Annotated in this window: 16 protein-coding genes; 4 read left to right on the plus strand and 12 right to left on the minus strand. The window is 75.5% G+C overall.

All coding sequences use genetic code 11. From position 1 onward, the window contains the following. Positions 1-39 precede the first annotated feature (39 nt). Together QPK52_RS04995 and QPK52_RS05000 are read right to left on the minus strand one after the other, a co-directional pair. The gene (locus QPK52_RS04995) at positions 40-849 is read right to left on the minus strand and encodes an inositol monophosphatase family protein (RefSeq protein WP_410535809.1); all 810 of its coding nucleotides are present in this window, start codon (positions 847-849) and stop codon (positions 40-42) included. Between the two features lie 122 nt (positions 850-971). Beyond that, entirely contained in the window at positions 972-2,777 is a 1,806-nt protein-coding gene (locus tag QPK52_RS05000) for a gamma-glutamyltransferase family protein (protein WP_410535810.1), read from the minus strand. Between the two features lie 138 nt (positions 2,778-2,915). Here QPK52_RS05000 and QPK52_RS05005 point away from each other — a divergent pair, with 138 nt between their 5' ends. After that, positions 2,916-3,722 (plus strand): SIR2 family NAD-dependent protein deacylase, encoded by an 807-nt coding sequence (locus tag QPK52_RS05005; protein WP_410535811.1) that lies wholly within the window; start codon positions 2,916-2,918, stop codon positions 3,720-3,722. 16 nt (positions 3,723-3,738) lie between these two features. Here the strand turns inward: QPK52_RS05005 and QPK52_RS05010 are convergent, their stop codons facing one another. From QPK52_RS05010 to QPK52_RS05020, 3 genes are all read right to left on the minus strand, one after another. Beyond that, positions 3,739-5,664: a glycoside hydrolase family 15 protein gene (locus QPK52_RS05010; RefSeq protein WP_410535812.1), complete on the minus strand. Its 1,926-nt coding sequence runs from the start codon at positions 5,662-5,664 to the stop codon at positions 3,739-3,741. Next, a complete protein-coding gene (locus QPK52_RS05015) occupies positions 5,661-6,620 on the minus strand; it encodes a TIGR03885 family FMN-dependent LLM class oxidoreductase (RefSeq protein ID WP_410535813.1) in 960 nt (319 codons plus the stop codon). The genes QPK52_RS05010 and QPK52_RS05015 overlap by 4 nt, the downstream gene beginning before the upstream one ends. 277 nt (positions 6,621-6,897) lie before the next feature. Beyond that, positions 6,898-8,295 carry a hypothetical protein gene (locus tag QPK52_RS05020; protein WP_410535814.1) on the minus strand — a complete coding sequence of 466 codons (1,398 nt, stop codon included), beginning with the start codon at positions 8,293-8,295 and terminating at the stop codon, positions 6,898-6,900. Positions 8,296-8,428: 133 nt separating this feature from the next. On the opposite strand from QPK52_RS05020, the gene QPK52_RS05025 reads away from it, so the two are divergent. Both QPK52_RS05025 and QPK52_RS05030 read left to right on the plus strand, forming a co-directional pair. Further along, positions 8,429-9,211, plus strand: coding sequence for a hypothetical protein (locus QPK52_RS05025; RefSeq protein WP_410535815.1), 783 nt, complete (start codon positions 8,429-8,431; stop codon positions 9,209-9,211). A 179-nt stretch (positions 9,212-9,390) separates the two neighbouring features. Further along, entirely contained in the window at positions 9,391-10,146 is a 756-nt protein-coding gene (locus QPK52_RS05030) for a GntR family transcriptional regulator (RefSeq protein ID WP_410535816.1), read from the plus strand. A gap of 100 nt (positions 10,147-10,246) precedes the next feature. Here the strand turns inward: QPK52_RS05030 and QPK52_RS05035 are convergent, their stop codons facing one another. The 5 genes from QPK52_RS05035 to QPK52_RS05055 all read right to left on the minus strand — a co-directional run bounded on the left by QPK52_RS05035 (position 10,247) and on the right by QPK52_RS05055 (position 14,803). Beyond that, positions 10,247-10,690 (minus strand): DUF6278 family protein, encoded by a 444-nt coding sequence (locus QPK52_RS05035; protein ID WP_410535817.1) that lies wholly within the window; start codon positions 10,688-10,690, stop codon positions 10,247-10,249. A gap of 57 nt (positions 10,691-10,747) precedes the next feature. Continuing rightward, positions 10,748-11,536: an exodeoxyribonuclease III gene (locus tag QPK52_RS05040; RefSeq protein ID WP_410535818.1), complete on the minus strand. Its 789-nt coding sequence runs from the start codon at positions 11,534-11,536 to the stop codon at positions 10,748-10,750. An 85-nt stretch (positions 11,537-11,621) separates the two neighbouring features. Then, the gene (locus QPK52_RS05045) at positions 11,622-12,287 is read right to left on the minus strand and encodes an MBL fold metallo-hydrolase (RefSeq protein WP_410535819.1); all 666 of its coding nucleotides are present in this window, start codon (positions 12,285-12,287) and stop codon (positions 11,622-11,624) included. A gap of 92 nt (positions 12,288-12,379) precedes the next feature. Beyond that, entirely contained in the window at positions 12,380-13,696 is a 1,317-nt protein-coding gene (pcaC, locus tag QPK52_RS05050; RefSeq protein ID WP_410535820.1) for a 4-carboxymuconolactone decarboxylase, read from the minus strand. Positions 13,697-13,837: 141 nt separating this feature from the next. After that, positions 13,838-14,803: a glycoside hydrolase family 6 protein gene (locus tag QPK52_RS05055; RefSeq protein WP_410535821.1), complete on the minus strand. Its 966-nt coding sequence runs from the start codon at positions 14,801-14,803 to the stop codon at positions 13,838-13,840. Between the two features lie 411 nt (positions 14,804-15,214). Between QPK52_RS05055 and QPK52_RS05060 the strand changes: the two genes are divergently transcribed. After that, complete coding sequence (locus QPK52_RS05060) at positions 15,215-16,228, plus strand: LacI family DNA-binding transcriptional regulator (protein ID WP_410535822.1); 1,014 nt, start codon at positions 15,215-15,217, stop codon at positions 16,226-16,228. A gap of 270 nt (positions 16,229-16,498) precedes the next feature. On the opposite strand, the gene QPK52_RS05065 is transcribed toward QPK52_RS05060, so the two are convergent. Both QPK52_RS05065 and QPK52_RS05070 read right to left on the minus strand, forming a co-directional pair. Then, positions 16,499-17,056 carry a hypothetical protein gene (locus QPK52_RS05065; RefSeq protein ID WP_410535823.1) on the minus strand — a complete coding sequence of 186 codons (558 nt, stop codon included), beginning with the start codon at positions 17,054-17,056 and terminating at the stop codon, positions 16,499-16,501. Further along, the gene (locus QPK52_RS05070) at positions 17,053-18,234 is read right to left on the minus strand and encodes an ROK family glucokinase (protein WP_410535824.1); all 1,182 of its coding nucleotides are present in this window, start codon (positions 18,232-18,234) and stop codon (positions 17,053-17,055) included. Before QPK52_RS05070 ends, QPK52_RS05065 begins: the two co-directional genes overlap by 4 nt. Between the last annotated feature and the right edge of the window lie 11 nt (positions 18,235-18,245).

The following is an 18,245-nucleotide window of genomic DNA, read 5'->3' on the forward strand; positions in this document are numbered from 1 at the left end:
CACGTCGGATTCTCCCCTCGGCGCTGAGGTCTGACCGGCTCAGGCCAGCAGGGAGAGGATACGACGCACCGTCAGGGCGTCGCGGGCCGCCGTGAAGGGCAGCGCGTTGCCGCCCGCCAGGCGGAACGGCCTCCCCTCCAGCGTGGCGTGGCCGCCGCCCGCCTCGGCCACCAGCAGCAGCCCGGCGGCGTGGTCCCAGGCGTTCTCCCAGGTGAAGGCCACCGCGTCGAGCGCGCCGCGCGCCACGTTCAGATACTCCAGGCCCGCCGAGCCGCACGGCCTGGGCCTGATCCCCTCGGCGCGCAGGCCCTCCAGGGAGCGCTTCTGCGCGTCGGTGGTGAAGTCCGGGTGCGAGTGGGCGACCTCCAACGGCGCGTCCGGCGCGGGGCTGCCGGAGCGGATCTCCTCGCCGTTGAGGCGCGCGCCCTCGCCGCGCAGGGCGACGGCCAGCTCCTCGCGGGCGGGCGCGTACGTCCAGGAGGCCAGCAGCTCGTCACCGCGGGCGAGGGCCACCAGGGTGCAGAAGCCGGGGTCGCCGTGGACGAACTGGCGCGTGCCGTCCACCGGGTCCACGATCCACACCGGCGCCTCGCCGCCCAGCGCGCCGTAGACCGCCGGGTTGTCGTGCACCGCCTCCTCGCCGACGACCACCGAGCCGGGCAGCAGCGCGGTCAGGGCCCCGGTCAGGTGCTCCTCGGCGCGCCGGTCGGCGATGGTCACCAGGTCGTGCGGGCCGCTCTTCTCGGTCACCTCGTGAGCGGCCAGCTGCCGCCAGCGCGGCATGATCTCGGCGGCCGCGGCCTTGCGCACGGCCTCCTCGACCCCTGTCAGCAGTTCGTCGTCGATCACCACTCCATGGAAACACGCCACCGGGGGTTCCCGCCGGACGGCGGATGGCCGCGGGGTGAACGGATCCCCCGGTCCGCCCGTCCGTCCGCCGCCGTCTCTGCCGCCGCCACCGCCGGAGGCCGTCAGCGGCCCACCGCGTAGCCCTGCATGCCGCGCGGGTTGGCCGCCGCCGACAGCACACCCGTCTCCGGGTCGCGGGCGACCGCGCACAGCCGCCCCTCCGTCCAGGGGCCGCCGACGGTCACCAGATGCCCGCGCCGCCTCAGCTCGCGGACGGCCTCCTCCCCGGCGCGGGACTCCACCGTGACGGCGCCCGGCCGCATGGCGCGCGGCCAGAACGAGCCGGGGAAGCCCTCGTGGTGCCAGTTCGGTGCGTCGATCGCGCCCTGGAGGTCGTATCCGCCGCGCACCGGCTCCCGCAGGGCGACGGCGAGGAGGAAGTGGGTCTGCCACTGGTCCTGCTGGTCCCCGCCGGGCGTGCCGAAGGCGAGGACCGGCTCCCCGCCGCGCAGCGCGAGCGAGGGGGTGAGGGTGGTGCGCGGGCGGCGGCCGGGGGTGAGGGTGTTGGGCAGACCGGGCTCCAGCCAGGCCATCTGGAGCCGGGTGCCGAGCGGGAAGCCGAGGGCGGGCACGACGGGGTTGGACTGGAGCCAGCCGCCGCTGGGCGTGGCGCTGACCATGTTGCCCCAGCGGTCCACCACGTCCAGGTGGCAGGTGTCGCCGGCCGTCGCGCCGTCGCGGGCCACGGTGGGCTCGCCGGTGCCCGCCGCCCGGTCCCCGGCCCGTGCGGCGGCTTCGGCGGCGTGGGCGCCGAGCCGGGGGGCGCGCCCGCCGGGGCTGCCGGGGCGCAGCTCGTGGGAGGCGTTCTCGCCGATGAGGGCCCGGCGCCGCGCGGTGTAGGCGTCCGAGAGCAGGTCCTCGACCGGTACGGTGCCGTCCCCCTGCGCGTCCCCGTACCAGGCCTCGCGGTCGGCGAAGGCGAGCTTGCTCGCCTCTATCAGGGTGTGGAGGTACTCCCCTGTGCCGTACTCCGGTCCGCTTCCGGGCAGGTCCGCCAGGAGGGCGAGCTGCTGGAGCAGCACCGGGCCCTGCGACCAGGGGCCGGCCTTGCAGACCGTCCAGCCGTTCCAGTCGTAGGTGACGGGCTCCTCGTAGGAGGCGGACCAGGAGGCCATGTCGTCGCCGGTGAGGGTGCCGGCGTGGCGCTCGCCGGAGGTGTCCATGGCGGGGCGGGCGGCGAAGTCGGCGAGCGCCTCGGCCACGAAGCCCTCGCGCCACACCCGCCGCGCGGCCTCTATGCGCCCCTCGCGTCCTCTCCCGGTCGCCTCCGCCTCGGCCAGCAGCCGCCGCCAGGTGGCGGCGAGGACGGGGTTGCGCAGCAGCGCGCCGGGCGCCGGGGAGTGCCCGGCGGGCAGATACAGCTCGGCGGAGGTCGTCCACTCCGTCTCGAACAGTTCGCGCACCCGCTCCACCGTCGCCCCGATCCCCGGTACGGCCGGGTGGCCGTGCTCGGCGTAGCCGATGGCGTACTTCAGCACGTCCGCGGGCTCCCGGGTCCCGTGGTCGCGCAGCAGCGTCATCCAGGCGTCGAACGCGCCGGGGACGGCGGCGGCCAGCGGGCCGGTGCCGGGCACCAGCTCCAGACCGAGCGAGGTGTAGTGCTCCACCGTCGCGCCGCGCGGCGCGGGCCCCTGCCCGCACAGCACCCGTACCGGGCCGCCGGCGGGCGCCAGGATGACCGGCACCTCTCCGGCGGGGCCGTTGAGGTGCGGCTCGACGACCTGGAGGACGAAGCCCGCCGCGACGGCCGCGTCGAAGGCGTTGCCGCCGTCCTCCAGCACCGCCATGGCGCAGGCGGAGGCCAGCCAGTGGGTGCTGGAGACCATGCCGAAGGTGCCCTGAAGGGTCGGGCGGGTGGTGAAGGTCATCGGCTCGGCTCCCGGGGGCAGGCGGTCGGCGGGTGGGCACGGTCCGCGGGCGCGGCGTGTCCGGGCGCAGTGTGCCACCACCGCAGCCGGACGGAAACGCGGTCGAGGTCCGGGGCCCGGGTGCGTAGGCTCGAAGCCATGAGCACGCAGGGCAGGCGGAGCGCACAGCGCTCCGACGGGAAGAGCGGGGACGGGAAGGGCGGGGCGGGCGGGAGGCCGCTGGTGGCCATCCTCAGCGGCGCGGGGATCTCCACCGACTCCGGAATCCCCGACTACCGCGGTCCGAACGGCGTGTGGCGCAAGGACCCCGAGGCCGAGAAGCTCGTCACCTACGAGTACTACGTCAACGACCCGGAGATCCGCCGCCGCTCCTGGCGGATGCGGCTGGACGGCCCGGCGCTGCGGGCCAGGCCGAACGCCGCGCACGAGGCCGTGGTGCGGCTGGAGCGGTCCGGGGTGCCGGTGCGGGTGATCACCCAGAACGTGGACGGGCTGCACCAGATGGCCGGGATGCCCGAGCGCAAGGTGCTGGAGCTGCACGGGACCGCGCGGGCCGTGGTGTGCACCGGGTGCCGTGCCCGTTCGGAGATGGAGCGGGCGCTGGAGCGGGTGCGGGCCGGGGTCGCGGACCCCGAGTGCCTGCGGTGCGGCGGCATCCTGAAGTCGGCCACCGTGATGTTCGGCGAGGCGCTGGACCCGCAGGTGCTGGGCGAGGCACTGGCCATCGCCAGGGCGTGCGAGGTGTTCGTCGCGGTCGGTACCAGCCTGCAGGTGCAGCCGGCCGCCTCGCTGGCCGGGATCGCCGCCGAGCACGGTGCGCGGCTGGTGATCGTCAACGCCGAGCCCACGCCGTACGACCCGCTGGCCCGGCGGGTGGTGCGCGAGCCGATCGGACGGGCGCTGCCGGCCCTGCTGGAGGAGCTGGCGGCGGGCCGTATGCCCTGAGGACCCGGCCGGCGCCTCAACCCGGCCGGCCGGCGCCGCGCGTGGCCCAGGCGTGCAGCGACTCCTCCTGGCCCGCCTCGTCCAGGTTCATCGCCGCCTCGATCAGCGCGAGGTGAGTGAACGCCTGCGGGTAGTTGCCGAGCATGGTGCCGTCGGCGGCCTGCTCCTCGGCGAACAGCCCGAAGCGCCCCGCCCGGGCGCACAGCGCCTCGAAGCGCTCCCTCGCCTCCTCCAGCCGCCCGGCCAGGACGAGCGCCGAGACCATGTCGAAGGAGCACAGCAGGAAGCCGCCCTCGGGGCCGCCGATCCCGTCCGCGGTGGCCCGCGGGTCGTAGCGGTGGACCAGCGGGCCCTCCCCGAGGCCCTCCGCGATCGCGTCGAGCGTGGACAGCACCCGGGGGTCGTGCCCGGGGAGGAACCCGAGCAGCGGGATCCGCAGCAGGGAGGCGTCGAGGTTCCGGGAGCCGTAGGACTGCACGAAGGCGCCCACGCCGTCGTCGTACCCGTGGGTCAGGATGCTCTCGCGCAGCTCGTCCCGCTGCGCGCGCCACTTCTCCAGCGGCTGCCCCCGGTCACCGGCCAGCTCTGCCAGGCGGATGCCGCGGTCCAGGCAGACCCACAGGTAGAGCTTGGAGCTGGTCCAGTGCCGGGGTTCGCTGCGGATCTCCCAGATGCCGTGGTCCGGTTCCCGCCACAGCTCGCACGCGGTGTCCACCACCCCGTAGACGGTGGCGCGCTCGTCCTCGTCGAGCCCGGCCCCGGCCCCGGAGCCGTCGCCGGAGCCGGCGGTGACCTGCTGGAAGACGAGCACCGCGTCCAGCACCTGGCCGTACACGTCCAGCTGCCTCTGCTCGTGTGCGGCGTTGCCCACGCGTACGGGGCGGGAGCCCCGGTAACCCTCCAGGTGGTCCAGCGTCCGCTCGGTGCTGTCCGTGCGGCCGTCGATGTCCAGCATGGGCGTGAGCACGCCGCGCGAGGCGGTGCAGTGCCGCAGCAGGCCGCGCAGGTAGGCCCCGGCCTCCACCCGGTGGCCCAGCCGCATGAGGACCAGGACCACCAGGGCGGCGTCCCGGTGCCACATGTAGCGGTAGTCCCAGTTGCGTTCGCCGCCCGGCCACTCGGGGAGGGAGGTGGTGGGCGCGGCGACGAGGGCGGCGGTGTCGCTGGACATCAGGGCGCGCAGCACCATGGCGCTGCGCCGCACGTGGTCCGCGCCGTATCCGTCGTACGGGACCGGCGAGGACCAGGCGTGCCAGGCGTCGCGCGTCTCCCGGAGCAGCCGGCGGGCGTATCCGGGGTCCAGCGGGCCGCTCCGCCGCCCGTCGTAGGAGAGGAGGACCGCCAGGGTCTGCCCGGCGCCGAGTTCGGCGGTCACCTCCGCGTCGCCGTCCGCGGTGACGTGCGGGCGCGGGCCGTTCCCGCCGTCGGGGCCCGCGGCGGCGAGCCACAGAACGGCCCCCTCCTCGGCGAGACCGCCGGTGTCCGGGGCCTCGGTCCACTCGGCGGCACGGCGCGCGTAGTCGGGCCTGGCCGACAGCCGGTGCCGTACCCGCACCCGGCCGCGCTCGCACCGCAGGAGCCGGACGAGGAAACCGGTGGGCACCAGGCCGCGGTGCTCCTCTCCACCGGGCGGGCGGACCGCCAGGAAGTCGTGGCCCACCGCCGTGCCCGCCGAGGACTCCCAGCGGGTCTCCAGGATCGGCGCCGTACCGGCGTAGTGCCGCTCGGACGGACCCTCGTCCGCCACCCGCAGCTCCCAGGCCCCGCCCGCGGCCCGGTCCAGCAGCCGTGCGAAGACGCCGGCGGCGTCCACCCGCGGGGCGCACAGCCACTCCACGGCGGCGTCCGGGCCGATCAGTGCGGCGGTACGGCAGTCGGAGAGGAAGGCGTACTCGCCGATCGGCGGGTACGCCCCCGTGTCCGCCCCGCTCCGGCCCGTCACGAGGTCAGCTCCGGGAGGACGCGGGCGCCGAAGGCCTCGACGAAACCGTCCTGGTCCAGCCCCACCTGGTGCAGCATCACCTCGTCGAACCCCGCTTCGGCCTGGGCCGCCAGCCAGGCGGTGTGCCGTGCCAGGTCCTCGGAGACGTGCACATGGGGTTCGACCTGGTGGGGCTCGATGAACCGCGCCGCCTGCTCGAAGTGTTCGGGCAGCGGGATCTCCCAGCCGACGTCGCTGCCGAGCACCGCCTCCCGCCACTGGTCGTGCGCGGCCTCCAGCGCGCTCCGCCGGTCCGGGGCCCAGGACAGGTGCGCCTGGAGCACGGCGGGGCCTTCACCGCCCGCCTCCCGGTAGGCGGTCAGCGTCTCCCGCTGGGCGTCGTCCGGCTGGTTGACGGTGATCAGCCCGTCCGCCCACCGCGCCGCCCGCGCCGCGGTGGCGGGGCTCACCGCCGCCGCCAGCAGGGCGGGCGGCCTCTCCGGCAGCGACCACAGGCGGGCGCGGTCGACGCGGACCAGGCCGTCGTGCGAGACGGTCTCCCCCGCGAACAGGGCGCGCATGACGTCCACGCACTCCTCCAGGCGGCGGACGCGTTCCTCCTTGCCGGGCCAGGGGGCGCCGGTGATGTGCTCGTTGAGCGCCTGTCCGGTGCCGAGCGCCACCCACAGCCTGCCGGGATGCATCTGCGTCAGCGTCGCCGCCGCCTGGGCGAGGACGGCCGGGTGGTAGCGCTGGCCGGGGGCGGTGACCACGCCCAGCGGGAGCGAGGTGGCGGCCAGCGCCGACCCCAGCCAGGCCCAGGCGTGCCCGGAGTGCCCCTGCCGCGAACTCCAGGGTGCGAAGTGGTCGGAGCACATGCCCGAGGAGAACCCGGCCTCCTCGGCCGCTTCCAGCAAGGAGAGCAGCCGCGCGGGCGGGAACTGCTCGTGGGAGGCGTGGAAGCCGTAGCGGGTCATGCGGGGCACACCTCCTGTCCGGTGTCCGGGCGCCGGGCTCGCCTTCGGCCCCGCGCGGGCGCCGTCGGCTCACGGTCGGTGACGCCCGCCCCGCACGGGGGGCGTACGGTTGCGGTCTGCGCTGCGTCCATGTGCGAACCTCCCGGCACAGCGTGCCCCGGTCGAGGGGTCGGCACACAGTGCTGTTAGGCCGTGCGGCGGCGGAGGCGGGGCCGTGGAGGCGGGGCGGCGCGGACGCGCCGGGCGTCCCGGACGCCGGCGGGCTCGGCCGGGGCGGTCACCGGCCCGCGGCGGGGCGTCCCCGGGCCAGCACCCCCTCGATGTCCCTGCGGCGGCGGTCGGAGACCCGTGCCGCGGCCGCCAGCAGCAGGGGCGTCAGGGCGGCCGGGTCGGCCGCCACGGCCTCGGCCGCCTCCTCCGGGCGCCGGGCCCGGACCACCGCCGACAGCAGCTCGACGGCCCCGGAGTCGAGGCCCGCCCCGTGCAGGGCGAGCGCGGCTGCGGCAACCTCCTCCGCCGGGCGCGCGGCCGCCTGCCGCAGCAGCCGTCCGCAGTCCTCGGCCCGGCCCGCGGCGGCGAGGGCTCCGGCGGCCCCGGCCAAGGGGCCGGGCGGCAGGCACGCGGCTTCCCACAGCAGGTCCGCGACATCGGCGTCCATACCGGCCTGCTCCAGACGTTCGACCAGCACCGGCAGAAGGGCGGCGGGACGGCCCGCGGCCTCGCACAGCAGGGCGTGCGCCTCCCCGGTGCGGCCCCGGGCGCGCAGCCCGGCCAGCCGGGCGACGGTCTCGTCGCACTCCCTCCGGACCCGGGCCGCCCGGGCCGCGGCTTCGGCCGGGTCCTTCGGCCGGGCCGTCCTCCCGCCCCCTTCGTCCCCCGCCCCGGCGAACCGGGCCCCGCGCGGGGCGGGTACCGCCGGGGCCCCGGCGAGTACGGGACCGGCCGGCGCGGCGGCCGGGTCGGCCCGCGCTCCGGTCTCCAGCCCGGCGAACCGGGCCCCGCGCGGCCGGGCGCGCACGGGGCCGGACGGCGGCGGGGGCGAGGGGACGTGGCCGGATCCGTGGCCGTGCTCGTGGCCCGGATCGGCCCCGGTACGGGCCGCCAGGGCGGCCAGGGCGGCCAGGCGCTCGCGCAGTTCCCGGCAGCGGGCCGTGGCGCGGGCCCGGTCGTCGCGTGCCCAGGCGAGGTCGGCGGCCAGGCGGCCGGCGCCCGCCGGGTGGCCGCCCGCCACCAGCGCACGGGCCAGGGCCTGTTCGCGGTGGGCCGCGTGCCGCTGCTCGCGCAGCGTCCGCATCAGCACCTCCCGCAGTTCGGCGGCCCGCCGCCGCGGGTCGCCGGCCGCCTCGTCGCAGGCGGTGAGCGACGCCAGGTACAGCGTCCTCAGCCATGCGGCCCGGGAGCGGGCCCGCCGGGGGCCGCGGCGCACGGTGAGGTCGTCCAGCAGGGAGGCGACCACGTCCCACGGCGGGATCCGGCGGCCCGCCAGGCAGGCGGCCAGCCCCTCGGGGTCGCGTCGGGCGAAGACCCCGTACCATCCGGCGGCCGGGTCGAGTTCGGCGGTGAGCGCGGTGAGCGCGGCCGCGAACTCGGCGGCCTCGGGCACGTCCGGACCACCGGGTACGTCGAGGCCGGCAGCGGCCCGGTGGATGCTGCCGGTCGGTTGCGGCACTGGCATGGGGCCATGGCACACCGGCCGTGTTTCGTCGGCCGTCACCGCCGCGCTACGAACGGGTTTCGCGTCTTCCCCGCTTCCCACTCCCTTGTCATGTCTCGAACAGATACGGCATCCGGCTATACGCTTCCGCCCCATGGATGACAACCTGCGCGAGATCGTGCTGGGCGTGTTCGCGGCCGGCGTCACCACATCGCTCGGCTGGTTCGGCCGCACCTACCTGTGGCGCCGAAGACTCCGCCGCAAACAGCGCTTCTTCGGCCTGCCGGAGCACTCCGAGTGCCTGCTGGTGGTCGGCCGCAAGGCCGCCACCGGGGAGGGCGCCGTCTCCCGCGACGATGTGTTCGCCCTGCTGGAGCTGTCCGCCCTGATCAAGGACTGCGGCGCGAACGCGCAGGTGCTGTCGCACGAGAACGCCCGCCAGGGCTTCGGCGAGCGGACCGAGTTCTGCGTGGGAGGCCCCGCCTCGAACCGGCGGACGGCGGCCCATCTCCACTCCCTGCTGCCGGGGGTCCGAATCGACACCACCCCCGAGCCGGGCCCGGACCAGGCCTCGTTCACCATCGGCGGCGAGCGCTACCGGATGGAGCGGGGATCGGTGGAGTACGTCCTGCTCGCCCGGCTCACCGCGGGCGAGGGCTCCCATCCGGTGTTCGTCTTCTGCGGCCAGCGGGCCGTCACCAACCAGGCCGCCGCCCGCCACCTCGCCCGCCACCACGTCCGGCTGGCGCGCAGGTACGGCACCGACGGCGACTTCTGCCTGCTGCTGAAGGTGGTCAACTCCCAGGCGTACGGACCCGATGTCGTCGAACTGGTCGCGGACGTCACCCGGGCCGCCACCACCGCGCCGTCCGAGCCCGCGCCCGTGCCCCCGCCCGCCCGCCGCCAGCACCGGGCGCGCAGCCGGACCGAGGGCTGATCCGGTCAAGTATCTGATTGCGCAAGGAGTTTGCGGAACCGGGTACCGATGTCGCCGAGGTGTTCCCGATGATGTTGCCCACGACGCCTCATGCGGCGGAGGCCCTCCTCCTACCCTGTTGACCCAGGTACGGAGACGTTCCCACCCCCCGCAGGCGGCAGCACGGAGAGGAGTCCCGGATGGGCGACAGCAGACCGGTCTACCAGCGGATCGCCGACGATCTGCGGCAGCAGATCGACGAGGGGGTCCTGGCCGTGGGCTCCCGCATCCCCTCGCGTTCGGAGCTGAAGCGCACCTACGCCGCCAGCGACCAGACCGTGGACCGGGCGGTGCGCGTGCTGAAGGCCGCCGGCTACGCGGAGGGGCAGTTCGGGCGAGGGGTGTTCGTCACCGACCGCAGCCCCGTCGGCAGCCTGCTGCGCACCGGCGAGGTGGTGGACTCCCCGTTCGCGGCCCGGCTGCTGACCGGTTCCTCGGCCGCTCCCCCGCTGCTGTGGGAGGCCACCTCCACCGCCACCGGGGCCCCGCCGCGCATAGCCGAGCGGCTGGGGATCGGCGCGGGCGAACGGGTGATGTGCACGCGGTACGAGTACCTCGCCGACCGGCGCCCGCTCCAGCTCGCCACCAGCTGGGAGCCGCTGGCGCTCACCGAGGGCACCGAGGTGGTCTTCCCCGAGCGCGGCCCGTACGCCCGGCGCGGAGTGCGCGAGCGGTTCGCGGCCATCGGCCTCCCCGTGGCGAAGGCCACCGAGCTGGTCGGCTCGCGGTCGGCCACCAGCACGGAGTCACAGGCCCTGGGCTGCTCGCCCGGGCAGTGCGTGACGGTCATCGAGCGCACCCACCACACGGCGGACGGCCGGGCCGTGGAGACCTCCGACATCGTGCTGCGCGCGGACCGGTGGCGGCTGGAGTACCACATCGCCTTCCCCGGCTGACGGACCGGCCGCGACCGGGGCCCCGGCCCGGCCGCACCTCGCCCGGCGTCCGCCGCCCATCGCCGCCGATCCGCCCGGCGCCGATCCGGCCGCCGCCCGCTCACGCCTCGGAGGCCTCCGCGTACACCTGCGACAGCTCCGGTGCGCCGTCGAGGGCCCAGTCCAGGCCCGCCCCGACCACGTCGATCTCCCGGCCGGAGGCCAGACGCACCACCGGCCGGCCGCTCGGCCACACCTGCCACACCGCGCCCGGCACCGTGCGGACGACGACGGTGCCCAGATACAGGCCCGCGTCGTTGCCCAGCCGGGCGAGCGCCTCGGGGCCGTCGTCGCGCCAGCGCGGCAGGAGCTGGTCGAGGGCCGCCAGGGACTCGGGGGTGTCCGCCAGATCGATCCCCGCCGACTCGGCTTGCCTGCGCAGCAGTTCGCACTCGGACAGCAGCTGCGCCACTCCCTCGGCGTCGTGGGGGGCGGCCTCCATCACCGCCGTCCCCCGGGACCCGCCGTGCCTCTTGCGCCAGTTGTCCAGGAAGGGGATGTTCATACACCTCAGCGTGACATCACCGGCGCGGCGAACGGCACAAGGCACGCGGGCGGACCCTCACACCTCCAGGTCGACGACGACCGGTGCGTGGTCGGACGCGCCCTTGCCCTTGCGCTCCTCGCGGTCGACGTAGGCGTCCTTCACCGCCGCCTCGAAGGCCGGGTTGCCGTAGACCAGGTCGATGCGCATGCCCTTGTTCTTGGGGAAGCCCAGCTGGCGGTAGTCCCAGTAGGTGTAGGGGCGGTCGTACTTCAGCGGGCGCGGCACGACGTCGGCCAGGCCCGCCGCGCGCAGTCCGGCCAGCGCCTCGCGCTCGGCCGGGGTGACGTGCGTGGCGCCCTCGAAGACGGCGGGGTCGTAGACGTCCTCGTCGGTCGGCGCGACGTTGTAGTCGCCGAGGATGGCGAAGGGCCGCCCTCCCGCCTCCCCCGCCGTCTCCCGCACCGCCAGCTCCCGCAGCGCGGCGAACCAGCGGAGCTTGTACTCGAAGTGCGGATGGCCCACCTCGCGGCCGTTGGGCACGTACACCGACCACACCCGCACTCCACCGCAGGTGGCGCCCGCCGCGCGGGGCTCGGTGGCGCCCTCGTAGTCGGGTCCCGCGGGCAGGCCGATCACCGGGTCCTCCAGGCCCACCCGGGACAGCACCGCCACCCCGTTCCACCGGCCCGAGGCGTTGACCGCGGCCTCGTAGCCCAGCTCGCGCAGCGGCTCGGCCGGGAACGCCTCCGCCGTGCACTTCAGCTCCTGCAGGCACAGCACGTCCGTGCCGCTGCTCTCCAGCCAGGCCAGCAGCCGCTCGAGCCGCGAGGTGATCGAGTTGACGTTCCAGGTGGCGATACGCATGGCAGCGAATCTACCGCCCGGCGCCGACAGCCGGCGGACGGCGGGCGGCAGCCGGCTGCCGGCGGGGCGCTCCTTCCGGTGGGGCTCAGCCCTCCCGCAGCGCGACGCTCTGCCCGGGTTCCAGCCGGGTGTGCTCCGCACCGGCGGTACCGGGGCCGTTCGGCCCGAGGAGCCGGCCGTAGACCAGGTGCCCGAAGTCCGACAGCAGCCCGTCGTGGATGTCGTGGGCCACGCGCGGCCGTACCTCGCGCACGTAGTCGACGACCTCGGCGACCTTGCTCCAGGGCGCGTGCACCGGCAGCAGCAGGGTGTCCACCGGGCGGCCCGGGACGGTCAGGGCGTCGCCGGGGTGGAAGACGGTGCCGGCCCCGGCCGCGGTGACGGCGTAGCCGACGTTGGTGACGCGCGGGATGTCGGGGTGGATGACGGCGTGCAGCTCCCCGTGCACCTCCACCTCGAAACCGGCGGCCGTGAAGGCGTCCCCGCCGCCGACGGTGTGGACCCGCCCGGGGAAGGCGGCCGAGATCCGCTCGGCGACGCTGCGCAGGGTCCAGATCTCCGCGGCCGGGTTCGCCTCCAGCGCGGCGCGCAGCCGGCTCTCGTCGAAGTGGTCGGGGTGCTCGTGGGTGACCAGGATCGCGTCCGCGCCGACGGCGGCGTCCGCCTCGCTGAAGCCGCCGGGGTCGATGACGAGCGTGCGTCCTTCGCGGTGCAGGGCGACGCAGGCGTGGCCCTTCTTGGTGAGCTTCATGGGGCCATTGTGCTCTCCGCGGCGCCTGTGCCGCCGGTGCGCCGGCGCCGTCCGCCGTGCGGGCCGCGCCGCGTCCGCCGCCGCCGGCCGCGTCAGTCGCGGGGGGCCGTCTCCTCCGCTATGACGCGCCGGGCGACGGCGAACGCGGCGCCGGCGGCGGGCATCCCGCAGTAGACGGCCGTGTGCAGCAGGACCTCCTTGATCTCCTGCGGGGTGAGCCCGTTGCGCAGCGCGGCGCGGGTGTGGGAGGCCAGCTCCTCCAGGTGCCCGCCGGCGGTGAGCGCGGTGAGGGTGACCACCGAGCGGGTGCGGCGGTCGATGCCGTTGCGGGCCCACACCTCGCCCCAGGCGTAGCGGGTCAGGAGGTCCTGGAAGTCACCGGTGAAGTCGTCGGTCTCCTCGGCCACGCGGTCGACGTGGGCGTCGCCGAGCACGTCGCGGCGGAGCCTCAGACCGGTGTCGTACGCGGCGCCGGGGTGGTGCCTGTGCTGCTCGCCGGCGGTCAGGGCGGCGACCGCGGCGCCGGCGGGCAGGGCGTCCGGCGCGCGGTCCGTGGCGGCGGGCGCCTGGGCGGGGACCGGGACGGCCGCCGGGGCGTCCCGCCGGCCGGCGGGGAGGGCGGCCGAGAAGTGCCCGGTCAGCAGCTCGGTGACCTCGCCCGGCCGTTCCACGGGGGCCATGTGGCAGGCGTCGGGGACGAGGGCGAGCCGGGCGTCGGGGATGCCCGCGACCAGGGCGCGGGCGTCGGCGGACGGCGTGACCCGGTCCTCGGCCCCGGCGACGACCAGGGTGGGCACGCCGATGCGGGCCAGTTCCTGGCGTATGTCGAAGGAGACCAGCGCCTCGCAGGCGGCTATGTAGCAGCCGGGGTCGGTGGTGCGGACCATCTGGACGGCCCACTCGACGATGGCGGGCTGCGCGGCGGCGAAGGCGGGTGTGAACCAGCGTTCGGGGGTGGAGCGGGCGATGGGGTCCAGCCCGTTGGTGCGCACCACCACACCGCGCTGCCGCCAGGTGTCGGGGGTGGCGTAGCGCGGGGCGGAGGAGATCAGCGCCAGGGAGGTGAGCCGGCCGGGCGCGTCCAGCGCGATCCGGGCGCCCACGGCGCCGCCCAGGGAGCAGCCCGCGTAGGCGAAGCGGTCGGCGCCGGCGGCGTCGGCGGTGGCCAGCAGCCGGGCGGCGAGGTCGCCGACGGAGGTGGCGGGGTGGGCGGGGGCGCCGCCGTGGCCGGGCAGGTCGTAGCGGAGCACCCGCCAGTGGCGGCTGAGTTCGGGGACCTGGCGGTCCCACATGTGCCATGTGGTGCCGAGCGCGGGTCCCAGGATCAGGACCGGGGCGTGTTCCGGCCCGTCGACGCGGTACTGCAGGGTCTTGACTTCCGTCTCGCTCACCCGTTCACGTTCCCACATCTCACAATCTTCACAGGCGGGGGGTGGGCGGGGCGGAAGGGTTTCCGGCCGGTGGGACGAGCCGGTGGCGGGTGCGGGAGACGGCCGGTGCCCGTGGCCCGGCCCGGTCGCGGAGCGGGCACGGGCCACGGGGTCAGAGGGTCAGTAACCGTAGATCATCTTGTAGGCGACCTCGGGGAGGAACTGGCCGGCCGAGGAGCCGGCCCCGACGCCGCAGTTGCCGTCGGACTCGCCCGGAACCTTGATCCACAGCAGCATCTCGGCGCCGCCGCCCAGCTGGGTGGGGGTGCCGATGCGGCGGCCCGCGGGGTTGCACCACTGGCCGTTGGAGCCGTTGCCGTTGCGGCTGGTGTCCACGACGAACGGCTTGGTGTAGCCGTAGCGGGTCCTCAGTTCGTTGTTGACGGCGTTGCCGTAGGAGGTGTTCTCGGACGTGGTGAAGTAGTTGGAGACGTTGAGCGAGAAGCCGTGGGCCTGCCGGAGGCCCGCCCCGTGCAGGCGCTGGGCCATGGTCGCCGGACTGGTCCAGCCCGGATTGCCGGCGTCGAGGTAGACCCAGGTGTTGGGGGCCTGGCGGTTGAACTCGGCAAGGGCCCCGGTGAGCATGCGCTCGCGCTCGCCGATCTGGGCCTGCGTCATGCAGCCGTAGTCCCCGAGCGAGTCCGGTTCGAGGATCACGACGGCCGGGCGGTTGCCGATTCCGCCGGCGAACTGCGCGATCCAGCTCGCGTAGGCGGACGGCGAGGAGGCTCCGCCCGCGGAGTGCCCGCCGCAGTAGTCGCGGTTGTAGATGTTGTAGGCGACGAGCAGGGGCAGTTTGTCCGCGCGGTCCGCCGCCCCCGTGTACGCGCCCGTGGCTGTGTTGATGGCACCGCTCCACGAGCCGAACCAGCGGGCCGTGGGGGTGTTGGCGATGGAGGCGTTGATCGCGGACGCCCGGCCGTCGCCGGGGTTGGCGGCGACCCACCGCTTCGCGCTGGAGTCGGGGTCCACGTAGAACCCGTTGGTCATGGTGGTGGGGTCGGCGGCGTGGGCGGACGGTGCGACGGCGAGCGCCAGCGGCAGGGCGAGGAGCGCTGCTGTGAGGGCGCGGATGCTGCGACGCATGACGGTACCTCGGTTTCCTGGTGGGGGGTGCGTCGTGCGCCCTCGTCCCGGGCGTGCGACGCGCTGGAGGAAGTGCGGTGGTACGCCTCCCCGCCAAAGACGGGCTCTCCGGCGGGGAGAACACGCGCAAGGGATCGGCAGGGTCACTGGGACCGCTCCCATTGGAAGCGGTCCCAGCCGCTGAGAGCCCCGAGGTGTGACAGGTATCGTGTGTTCGTGCTCGCTGGACTGTCAAGTGCCCGAGCGGGCAACGCCGTTCGCGCGGCGGAGAAACCTGTCCCGGGCTGGAAGCGCTTCCAGTGCCTGGCCGGGGCCTTCGCCCCTGTCCGCCCCGCCCGCCGGGCGGGTGGCAGCCGCGCGGGCGGGGATGAGACGCTTCCCGTCCGGTCGGCAGGGGGAGGCTCGAGGCCCATGGCAGAGGACGCGCCGCGTCGGCGGTCGACGCTCGACGAGGTGGCCGAACTCGCGGGCGTGTCCCGTTCCGTGGCCTCCCGCGCCCTCAACAACGCGCCGCACGTCAGCCGCGCCAAACGCGAGGCGGTCGAGCGGGCCGTCCGGCGACTCGGTTACGTCCCCGACACGACCGCCCGGGCGCTGGCCACCCGCCAGACGGGGGTGGCCGCCCTGGTCGTCTCGGGAGAGGATCCGTCGATCTTCGCGGATCCGTTCTTCGCCCAGGTGATCGTGGGGGCGTCGGGCGCCCTGGAGGAGGCCGACCTGCACCTGATGCTGTGCCTGGCCGCTTCCGACCGGGGCCGCAAGCGGGTGGAGGAGCTCCTTCGGTCCAAGGGCGCCGACGGCGTGATGCTGATGGCGCTGCGCGAGGACGACCCACTGATCCGTACGGCCGGGGAGGCGGCGATGCCCGTCGTGTTCGGAGGGCGCCCGATCGGTCCGGCTCCCCGGTGGTACGTGGACATCGACAACGTCGGCGGGGCCCGCGAGGCGACCGAGTACCTGGTCTCGCGCGGCCGGACCCGGGTGGCCGCGATCTGCGGGCGGCTGGACACCGAGGCCGGGCGCGCCCGGTACCGCGGCTACCGGGACGCCCTGCTGGCGGCCGGCCTCGATCCGTTCCCGCCGTACGAGGGGGACTTCACCGAGTCCAGCGGGGCCGCCGCCATGGCCTCGCTGCTGGCGGACCACCCCGGGGTGGACGGGGTGTTCGCCGCCAACGACAACATGGGGGCGGGAGCGCTGCGCACACTGCGCGAGGCCGGGCGGGCGGTCCCCGGCGACGTCGCCGTGGTCGGTTTCGACGACCTGGCCGTCGCCCGGATCGCCGACCCCCCGCTCACCACCGTCCGGCAGCCCATACAGGCCCTCGGTCGGGAGATGGCGCGCATGCTCATCGCCCTCGTCAACGGGCAGGACCCCACCCCGCTGCTCCTGCCCACCCGGCTGGTCGTCCGCGCCAGCGCCTGACGCCCGGGCCCGGGGGCAGGGGCCGCGGGCCGCGGGCGAGGCGGCCGGCGGGCCGTGGCGGCCGGACCACCCCCTTTCGACGCCGGAGCGGAGCCGGTTCCGCGGGCGGCGTTGACACGGTCGGCCGCCTCTCCGGCATCCGTGGCATTCCGGCATCCCGAACCGCATTCGACATGCCGGGCCCCGCCGGGCTCCTACACCCTCAACGGCACCGCCTGCGCCGCTCCGCCCGCTCCCGCCCGGTCCTCCCGGACCGGGCGGGGGAGGCCGTCAGAACTCGACCGTGGAGACCGCGTAGACCCGCAGCCGGTCCTCGCTGGTGACGTCCACGGTGACCACCAGGTCGGGCCGCTCGCCGGGCCGCTCGATCCTGGTGCCCGCGTAGCGGCGGCCGGGGGCGTCCAGGTCCCAGCCCACCGTCTCCGCCTGCCGCCGGGTGACCCCGGGGGCCCCCTCGCGCAGGGCGCGCGGATCCCCGCCGGCCTCCTCGATGAACCTCTCCAGGCCCTGCCGGGAGGTGCGGAACTGCACGTAGAAGGTGCTGCGCTGCCAGCTGTTGGCCTCGTAGTGCGCCACATAGGTGGACCCGCCGGGCACGGGCACCTCGTAGATGCGGCTCTCCAGCTTGCTGGGCCACTGCCACACCAGGCCGGTGGCGGCGGCGGCGCGCTGCTTGTCCTTGCCGCTGTCGCGGCTCTGGTAGGCGGAGAGCACCAGGTAGCCGGCGGGGACCGCGATCAGCAGCACCACCACGATCGCGGCCAGCCAGCGGTGCCTGGGCCGGTGCGGCGGGGTGCCGGGCTGCGGCAGGGACGTCAGGGCGGTCAACGGCCCGCCCCCCATCCGCGCGACGGCAGCAGGCCGATCCCGGCGCGCTCGTACCGCTCCACCCGGCGGCGGTTGGCGCGGCGGAAGCGGCGGGCGACCAGCCGGGCGAGGTCGGCGGCGCCGACCATGCCGGCCTCCGGGCCGAGCTCGGCGCGCACGACACGGGCCTCGGGACGGTAGCCGCGGCCGGTGAGATGGCGGCGGAAGGCGTCCCGGGCGGGGCCGATCAGCAGTTCGTCGGCGGCACTGACCCCGCCGCCGACGACGAAGCAGGAGGGGTCCAGCGCGGCGGCCAGGTTGGCGATGCCGACGCCGAGCCACTCGCCGATCTCCTGGAGGAGCTCGGTGCACATCGCGTCGCCCTCGCGGGCCAGCTCGGTGATCAGCGGCCCGGTGATGTCGCGGACGTTGCCGCCGACGCGGTCGATGATCCCGTACGCGACCGGCGACTCGGCCGCCGCCAGTTCGCGGGCCTCGCGGACCAGCGCGTTGCCGGAGCTGTACTGCTCCCAGCAGCCGCGGTTGCCGCAGGGGCAGCGATGGCCGCCGGGCACGACCTGCATATGGCCGAACTCCCCGGCCACGCCGTACCTGCCCCGCTTGACCTGGCCGTCCTCGAGTATGGCGCCGCCGATGCCGGTGCCGAGGGTGATCATGACGAGGTGGTCCTCGCCGCGGCCGGCGCCGAAGCGCCACTCGCCCCAGGCGGCGGTGTTGGCGTCGTTGTCGACCATGACGGGCACGGCCAGGCGGGCGGTCAGCGCGTCGCGCAGCGGCTCGTCGCGCCAGGCCAGGTGGGGGGCGAACAGCACCCGGGAGCGGTCGGCGTCCACCCAGCCGGCCGCCCCGATGCCGACGGCGTGCACGTCGTGGCGGTCGGAGAGGTCCAGGACCAGCTCGGCGATGGTGTCCTCGACCACCTTCGGGCTCTTGGACTTGTCGGGGGTCTCCGCCCGGACCTTCTCCAGGATGCGGCCGTCGGCGTCGACGACGCCCGCCATCACCTTGGTGCCGCCGATGTCGATGCCCACCGTGGGCACGCGCGGCGCGGAGACGTACGAACGCCGCTCGCGCATGGCCACGGTCCTGAACACCGTCGCTCTGGCGGTCGCCCTGGCGGTCGTTCCGGCGGTGGTTCCGGCAGAGCCGCGGTGCGTCCGGTCACGGTACGTACTCATCACCGTCGATT

The sequence above is a fragment of the Streptomyces sp. KL2 genome (genome assembly GCF_046529545.1).
GTDB lineage: Bacteria > Actinomycetota > Actinomycetes > Streptomycetales > Streptomycetaceae > Streptomyces > Streptomyces radiopugnans.

Coding starts and splice junctions, on each gene's coding strand:
- QPK52_RS05000 (WP_410535810.1), bottom strand. CDS start 2,777: ATGACCTTCACCACCCGCCCGACCCTTCAGGGCACCTTCGGCATGGTC.
- QPK52_RS05005 (WP_410535811.1), top strand. CDS start 2,916: ATGAGCACGCAGGGCAGGCGGAGCGCACAGCGCTCCGACGGGAAGAGC.
- QPK52_RS05015 (WP_410535813.1), bottom strand. CDS start 6,620: ATGACCCGCTACGGCTTCCACGCCTCCCACGAGCAGTTCCCGCCCGCG.
- QPK52_RS05020 (WP_410535814.1), bottom strand. CDS start 8,295: ATGCCAGTGCCGCAACCGACCGGCAGCATCCACCGGGCCGCTGCCGGC.
- QPK52_RS05025 (WP_410535815.1), top strand. CDS start 8,429: ATGGATGACAACCTGCGCGAGATCGTGCTGGGCGTGTTCGCGGCCGGC.
- QPK52_RS05030 (WP_410535816.1), top strand. CDS start 9,391: ATGGGCGACAGCAGACCGGTCTACCAGCGGATCGCCGACGATCTGCGG.
- QPK52_RS05035 (WP_410535817.1), bottom strand. CDS start 10,690: ATGAACATCCCCTTCCTGGACAACTGGCGCAAGAGGCACGGCGGGTCC.
- QPK52_RS05040 (WP_410535818.1), bottom strand. CDS start 11,536: ATGCGTATCGCCACCTGGAACGTCAACTCGATCACCTCGCGGCTCGAG.
- QPK52_RS05045 (WP_410535819.1), bottom strand. CDS start 12,287: ATGAAGCTCACCAAGAAGGGCCACGCCTGCGTCGCCCTGCACCGCGAA.
- pcaC (WP_410535820.1), bottom strand. CDS start 13,696: ATGTGGGAACGTGAACGGGTGAGCGAGACGGAAGTCAAGACCCTGCAG.
- QPK52_RS05055 (WP_410535821.1), bottom strand. CDS start 14,803: ATGCGTCGCAGCATCCGCGCCCTCACAGCAGCGCTCCTCGCCCTGCCG.
- QPK52_RS05060 (WP_410535822.1), top strand. CDS start 15,215: ATGGCAGAGGACGCGCCGCGTCGGCGGTCGACGCTCGACGAGGTGGCC.
- QPK52_RS05070 (WP_410535824.1), bottom strand. CDS start 18,234: ATGAGTACGTACCGTGACCGGACGCACCGCGGCTCTGCCGGAACCACC.